The following is a 4,927-nucleotide window of genomic DNA, read 5'->3' as shown; positions in this document are numbered from 1 at the left end:
CCGGCGGAGTTGGTGGAGGCGTTGCGGGGGCTGGGGTACGAGGTGGAGGCGGAGGCGCCTGGGCGGGCGGGGCAGCCCTGGTCGTTGGATGTGTTGGTGGACGAGATCCACTGAACACCTTTTGAGCTCGCGTTGCAGCATGCGCAATAAGCTTTGCGCGTGTTGCATCGGCTCGGCAGGATGAGGCCATGGCTTCCTCCTCCCTGCTCGGGCTCGCTCCCGTTCTTCCCGTCGTCGTCATCGAGGACGTCGCCGATGCCGTGCCGCTCGCGCGGGCGCTGGTGGCCGGCGGGCTGTCGGCGATCGAGGTGACCTTGCGGACGCCGGTCGCGCTGGAGGCGTTGCGGGCGATCGCGGACGAGGTGCCGGGGGCGGTGGTCGGGGCCGGGACCGTGCTGACTCCGGGGCAGGTGAAGGAGTGCGTGGCGGCGGGGGCGCGGTTCCTGGTCAGTCCCGGGTGGACGGAGCTGCTGCTGGAGGCGATGCAGGCGTCCGGGGTGCCGTTCCTGCCGGGGGTGTCGACCACGTCCGAGGTGGTGGCGCTGCTGGAACGCGGGGTGCGGGAGATGAAGTTCTTCCCGGCTCGGGCGGCGGGCGGTACGGCGTATCTCCGGGCGCTGGCCGGGCCGTTGCCGCAGGCGCGGTTCTGTCCCACCGGTGGGATAGGGGTCGACTCCGCGCCGGACTACCTGGCGTTGCCCAACGTCGGCTGTGTGGGCGGTAGTTGGATGATCCCGGCGGACGCGGTGGCCGCGCGGGACTGGGGGCGGATCGAGGTGCTGGCCCGCGAGGCGGCGGCGCTCAGCGCAGGTGGGACGTGTCGTTGAACAGCCGTACGCTCGCGTTGCCGTCCGCGTAGTACGCCACCGCGGAGAGGGAGGCGGCCGAGAGTTCCATGCGGAACAGGGACTCCGGCGGGGCGCCCAGGGCGAGTTGGACGAACGTCTTGATCGGAGTGACGTGGGTGACGAGCAGGACCGTGCGGCCCGCGTAGGCCGCGATCAGCTTGTCGCGGGTGGCGGCGATACGGGTCGCCGTCTCCGTGAAACTCTCGCCTCCGCCGGTGGGTCGGGCCGTGGGGTCGGCCAGCCAGGTGGTCAGGTCGTCCGGGTAGCGCTCCCTGACCTCACCGAAGGTCAGACCCTCCCAGGCGCCGAAGTCCGTTTCGCGCAGGCCCTCTTCGATCGTGACCGGCAGGCCGAGGCGCTCTGCTACGGCTGCGGCGGTTTCCCTTGTGCGAGTGAGGGGGGAGGCGAGGATGTGCTGGATGGTGCCCCGGCCCGCCAACTCCGTTGCCGCGCGGGCGGCTTGGTCCTGGCCCACGGGTGAGAGGGAGGGGTCGGTGCCGCCGCTGCCGGAGAAGCGCTTCTGGGGGGTGAGGGGCGTTTCGCCGTGGCGGAGGAGGACGAAGGTGGCGGGGGCGCCCATGTCCGCGGGGGCCCAACCAGCGCTGAGGGTGGCCACGTTGCGGGCGGCGCGAGCATCTGCGACGGCTTTGGCGGTAGTCACAGTGCGGGCCGGCGGGGGCTGGTCGCGCCCGCCCGGCGGAGCCGCATGTGTCACAGCCCCGCGCCCCTCAAGGACATCACCTGAGCCCGCGCCGGAAAGCTGGGCGCTGCCGCGCCCCTGAAAAGCCTCGGCCGAGCCTGCGTCGGAAGGCTCCGCGTGTGTCCCGCGCCTCTGGAATGCCTCGGCTGAGCCTGCGTCCGAAGGCTCAGCATGTGTCCCGCGCCCCTGAAAAACCTCCGCCGAGCCAGCGTCCGAAAGCTCCGCGTGCGCCCCGCGCCCCTGAAAAACCTCAGCCGAGCCAGCGCCGGAAGGCTCCGCGTGCGCCCCGCGCCCCTGAAAAGCCTCCGCCGAGCCCTTGCTGCGCAGTTCCGCCGTCGAATCCGACGCCGACCACTGCTCGCCGCGCTTGCCCGCGTCCATCGCCTCGTTGGCCAAGCGGTCCGCGTGTTTGTTCTGGACCCTCGGGATCCACTCGTATGTCACCTGGTCCACCGGGAAGACCGAACTCGCCTCCGCCGCCAGGGGCTTCATGTCGGGGTGCTTGATCTTCCAGCGGCCCGACATCTGCTCGACGACCAGCTTGGAGTCCATGCGGACGTGGATCCGGGCGGCGGGGTCCAGGGCGTGGGCGGCGCGCAGGCCCGCGATCAGGCCGCGGTACTCGGCGACGTTGTTCGTGGCGATGCCGATGTACTCGGCCGCCTCCACCAGGGTCTCCCCCGTCGTCGCGTCGATGACCACGCTGCCGTAGCCCGCGGGACCCGGGTTGCCCCGGGAACCGCCGTCGGCCTCGACGATGAACTCCCGCACGGCGCAAGCTCCTTACAGACCAGAGTCGGACGTGCGCACCAGGATGCGGCGGCAGTTCTCGCAGCGGACCACCGTGTCGGGGGCCGCCGCGCGGATCTCGTTGAAGTCGGTGATGGCAAGCTCCTGGCGGCAGCCCTGGCAGGTGCGCTGGTACAGCTTGGCCGCACCGATGCCGCCCTGCTGCTGGCGCAGCTTGTCGTAGAGCTTGAGGAGGTCCGCGGGGATGGTCGCCGAGACGACCTCGCGCTCCTTCTCCGCCGTGGCCTCGTCGGCGTCGAGGGTCTCGTAGGCGGCCTCGCGGCGGGCGGTCGCGTCGTCGATCTTGCCCTGCACGGAGCCGACCCGCTCGGTCAGTTCTGCGGTGCGCTCCTGCGCGGACTCACGGCGCTCCATGACCTCGAGGACGATGTCCTCCAGGTCGCCCTGGCGCTTGGCGAGGGAGACGATCTCGCGCTGGAGGTTCTCGAGGTCCTTGGGGGACGTGACGGCACCCGAGTCGAGGCGCTGCTGGTCGCGGGTGGCGCGCTGGCGCACCTGGTCCACGTCCTGCTCGGCCTTGGTCTGCTCGCGGGCGCAGTCGCTCTCCTCGGTCTGCACGGCCACGAGCAGGTCGCGCAGCTGGGTGAGGTCCTTGGTCAGCGAGTCGATCTCGGCGTGCTCGGGCAGGGAGTTGCGCTTGTGCGCGAGCTGCTGGAGGCGGACGTCGAGGGCCTGGACTTCGAGGAGTCGGATCTGGTCGGCGGGCGCGGCGTTCAGTTGGGGGCTCCCAGTGGGTCAGGTGTGGTGGAGGACGCCGCGTGGGCGGTCCAGGGGTCGGTGACCGTCTTGGAGACATGGACCCGCAGGTCCCATCCCTCGCGGTCGGAGATCTCGTCGAGCTGGGCTGCGGCCAGCTCGCACCAGGGCCACTCGGTGGCCCAGTGCGCCGCGTCGAGCAGCGCGAGAGGGTTCTGAGGGTTTTGGGCGCGGGCCTCTGATACCGGGTGGTGGCGGAGGTCCGCCGTCAGGAAAGCGTCCACGCCCGCCGCGCGTACGTCGTCGAAGAGGCTGTCGCCGGAGCCGCCGCTGACGGCGACCGTGCGGACCAGGGCGTCGGGGTCGCCGGCGACGCGGATGCCCTGCGCGGTGGCGGGCAGGCGCTCGGCCGCGCGGGCAGCGAGTTCGCGGACGGTCAGCGGGTGGTCCAGCTCGCAGACCCGGCCCAGGCCCCGGCGGCCCGCCGGGTCGGTGGGGTCCGGCACGAGCGGTCGTACGACACGGAGGTCGAGCGCGCCCGCGAGGGCGTCGGAGACTCCCGGGTCGGCGCGGTCGGCGTTGGTGTGGGCGACGTGCAGCGCGATGTCGTGCTTGATCAGGGTGTGCACCACGCGGCCCTTGAAGGTGGAGGCCGCGACCGTGGTCGTACCGCGCAGGTAGAGGGGGTGGTGGGTGACCAGCAGGTCGGCGCCCAGCTTCACGGCCTCGTCGACGATCTCGCGCACGGGGTCCACGGCGAACAGCACGCGGGTGACGTCCTGGTCCGGGTCGCCCACGACGGTGCCGACCGCGTCCCAGGACTCGGCCCGCTCGGCGGGCCACAGGTTCTCCAGCGCGGCGATGACTTCGGACAGGCGGGGTACGGACTGACGGGGCACGGGCAAAGGCTACCTGGCCGGACCGATCGGCTGAACCGCTGAAGCGACCGCGGGGAGGCGGGCGGCCCCGTTCAGCACACCCGCCCCGGTTTCCTCAGGCGAATCGTTACTTGGCCACCCTTATGTGTGATGAGCCTGCTCATCGGTCCCACGTCCGTACGTGCGAAAACTAGTTTCGTCGCCGGAGGTGACCGAACCATGACGGCATGTGCGATCGAGCCCACGGCGGCGGACGAGGACGGGGACGAGCGCGTGGACGAGCGCGGGGTTCCGCAGAGCGATGGCACCGCGTGTGCGATCACCGCGGACGGGGCGTACGCCGCCCGCCTCGCGCCGGCCGGTGACTGCCTGTTCCCGGAGCGGTGGACGCTGGACGGCCCCGAGCCGTACGCCGTGCCGCTGCCCGGCAACCAGCCCGAGGAGCCGGGCAGCGGCACGGCGTACGGCTCGGGGCCGTCCAGCGTCCACCGCTCCGGGNGCCGTGCCGCTGCCCGGCAACCAGCCCGAGGAGCCGGGCAGCGAGGTGCAGCCGATGGGCGACGGGCGGGTGCTCATCCGGCGGCTGGTCGACGGGCGGCACGCGTTCTCGCTGCTCTACCCGACCGGCCCGGGCACCGGTGAGCTGCCGCTCGGCGCGATCGAGTGCCCGGACCCGGACACCCGGCTGCGGCTGCTGCCGCCGGCGCCGGGGGGCGAGAAGGCGTACGCCCTCGCCGTGGGCCGGCGGTCGACGGCCGTGTGGCTGGTGGCGGGGGGCGCCTTCGGGCCCGAGCATCTCGCGATGGTGCCGGGGCGCTGTTCGGGCGGGGTCTGGCTGGACCGGGCGGGGCGGATGCTGGCGCTGGACCGGGAGGTCGGCGGGCGGACCAAGGCGATCGTGGTCGACCTGGAGCGGGACGGGGAGGTGTCGCCGCTGCTGCAGATCGCCGCGGACAGCGACGACCGGCTGCTGGCCGCCGACCCGGACAGCGGGC

The 4,927-nt window shown here is 72.5% G+C and carries 4 protein-coding genes and 1 pseudogene; 2 read left to right on the top strand and 3 right to left on the bottom strand.

Going from position 1 to position 4,927, the window contains the following annotated elements; all coding sequences use genetic code 11:
- Positions 1-188: 188 nt before the first annotated feature.
- Positions 189-827, top strand: a complete 639-nt coding sequence (locus JHN63_RS48040; RefSeq protein ID WP_200691445.1) for a bifunctional 4-hydroxy-2-oxoglutarate aldolase/2-dehydro-3-deoxy-phosphogluconate aldolase — start codon at positions 189-191, stop codon at positions 825-827.
- On the opposite strand, the gene JHN63_RS48035 is transcribed toward JHN63_RS48040, so the two are convergent.
- From JHN63_RS48035 to JHN63_RS48025, 3 genes are read right to left on the bottom strand one after another with little or no spacing between them, the layout of a single operon-like run.
- Positions 802-2,319, bottom strand: coding sequence for a bifunctional RNase H/acid phosphatase (locus JHN63_RS48035; protein WP_200691444.1), 1,518 nt, complete (start codon positions 2,317-2,319; stop codon positions 802-804). The genes JHN63_RS48040 and JHN63_RS48035 overlap by 26 nt on opposite strands.
- 12 nt (positions 2,320-2,331) lie before the next feature.
- Positions 2,332-3,075 carry a zinc ribbon domain-containing protein gene (locus JHN63_RS54515; protein ID WP_200691446.1) on the bottom strand — a complete coding sequence of 248 codons (744 nt, stop codon included), beginning with the start codon at positions 3,073-3,075 and terminating at the stop codon, positions 2,332-2,334.
- Entirely contained in the window at positions 3,072-3,953 is an 882-nt protein-coding gene (locus JHN63_RS48025; RefSeq protein ID WP_200691443.1) for a Nif3-like dinuclear metal center hexameric protein, read from the bottom strand. Before JHN63_RS48025 ends, JHN63_RS54515 begins: the two co-directional genes overlap by 4 nt.
- A 198-nt stretch (positions 3,954-4,151) precedes the next feature.
- Here JHN63_RS48025 and JHN63_RS48020 point away from each other — a divergent pair.
- Positions 4,152-4,927: pseudogene (locus tag JHN63_RS48020) on the top strand (hypothetical protein); the annotation flags it as partial.

The sequence above is a fragment of the Streptomyces sp. MBT65 genome (assembly GCF_016612545.1).
GTDB lineage: Bacteria > Actinomycetota > Actinomycetes > Streptomycetales > Streptomycetaceae > Streptomyces.
This window is presented reverse-complemented; position numbering and strand designations above follow the sequence as displayed.